Annotated in this window: 2 protein-coding genes; one reads left to right on the forward strand and one right to left on the reverse strand. The window is 75.5% G+C overall.

Features of this window, described 5'->3' with window-relative positions:
- Positions 1-461 (reverse strand): inositol monophosphatase family protein (locus PROKR_RS22350; protein ID WP_281171748.1); only part of this gene is annotated, 461 nt, incomplete at its 3' end.
- A 119-nt stretch (positions 462-580) separates the two neighbouring features.
- Between PROKR_RS22350 and sepH the strand changes: the two genes are divergently transcribed.
- Positions 581-1,185: septation protein SepH (gene sepH, locus PROKR_RS22355; protein ID WP_157602485.1), on the forward strand; the 605-nt coding region annotated here is incomplete at its 3' end.

Raw genomic sequence — 1,185 nt, forward strand, 5'->3', positions numbered from 1 at the left:
CGGGTGGCGCCCTCGCCGAGCCCGGCGGACCAGGTGCGCCCGTCGGCGACGCTGTGCACGCAGCCGGCCAGGACGGTCCAGGAGGCGGGCTCGGGCGGGCCCGCCACCACGGCCACCGACACGGCCCAGGAGGCCACGCCGTACAGGTAGTTCACCGTGCCGTCGATCGGGTCGAGCACCCAGGTCAGGCCGCTCGTGCCCGGCAGGTCGTCGCCCTCCTCGCCCAGGACGGCGTCGTCGGGCCGCTCGGCGGCGATCATCTCGCGCAGCAGGTCCTCCGAGGCGCGGTCCATGACCGTGACGGGGTCCACCTCGCTCGACTTGGTGGCGGCGACCTCGACCCGTTCCGGTCTGCCCTCCCGCACGAGGGCCCCGGCGGCCGTCGCGAGGCGGACGGCGAGATCGCGGAGTTCGGTGACGGTGACGCCGTCGGGCAGCTCGTGCGGTGCGGGTGAGATCACGCGCCCATCCTGCCGCACCCGCACGCGGGCTACGATCCGGCGGCACACCGACGCGCCTGCGCCGCGGCGCCCCCGCTCGGTGGCAGGCTCGGTGCACAGGACTACCCGGGAGGACTGGCATGGACGAGCTGGAGCTGGTGAGGCTGCACGAGGACGGTGAACGCCTCGTCCTCGCCGCACGCGACGGCACCCAGAGCACCCTGCCCATCACCGACGCCCTGCGCGCCGCGATCCGGGGTGACCGTCCGCGCATGGAGTCGATCCGGGCCCAGGAGGAGTCCACGCTGCGGCCCCGGGAGATCCAGGCGCGCCTGCGCGCGGGCGAGACGTGCGAGGCGCTCGCCGAGGCCTCGGGTCTGCCCGTGGAGCACGTGCGGCGGTTCGAGTACCCGGTCATCTCCGAGCGCGAGCACGCGATCTCCCGGGTACGTGCCAAGGCCGTGCTGACCGACGACGACACGGCCACCACGCTGGGCGAGGTCTCCGACGAGCGCCTGCGCTCGCGCGGTGTACGTCCCGACGACGCCGCGTGGACCGCCACGCGGGAGGGCACGCACCCCTGGATCGTGCAGGTCGAGTTCGTCGCGGGCGAGCGCCCGCGGCTGGCCCGCTGGTCCCTCGAGCCGCGCGGCGGCTTCGTGACCGCCCTCGACGACGAGGCCCGCTGGCTGGGCCTGCCCGAGGACGACGAGGGCCCGGAGCTGGCCGGGGTGTCCGCCCTGCC

The sequence above is a fragment of the Promicromonospora kroppenstedtii DSM 19349 genome, assembly GCF_000515355.1.
GTDB classification, from domain to species: Bacteria; Actinomycetota; Actinomycetes; order Actinomycetales; family Cellulomonadaceae; genus Promicromonospora; species Promicromonospora kroppenstedtii.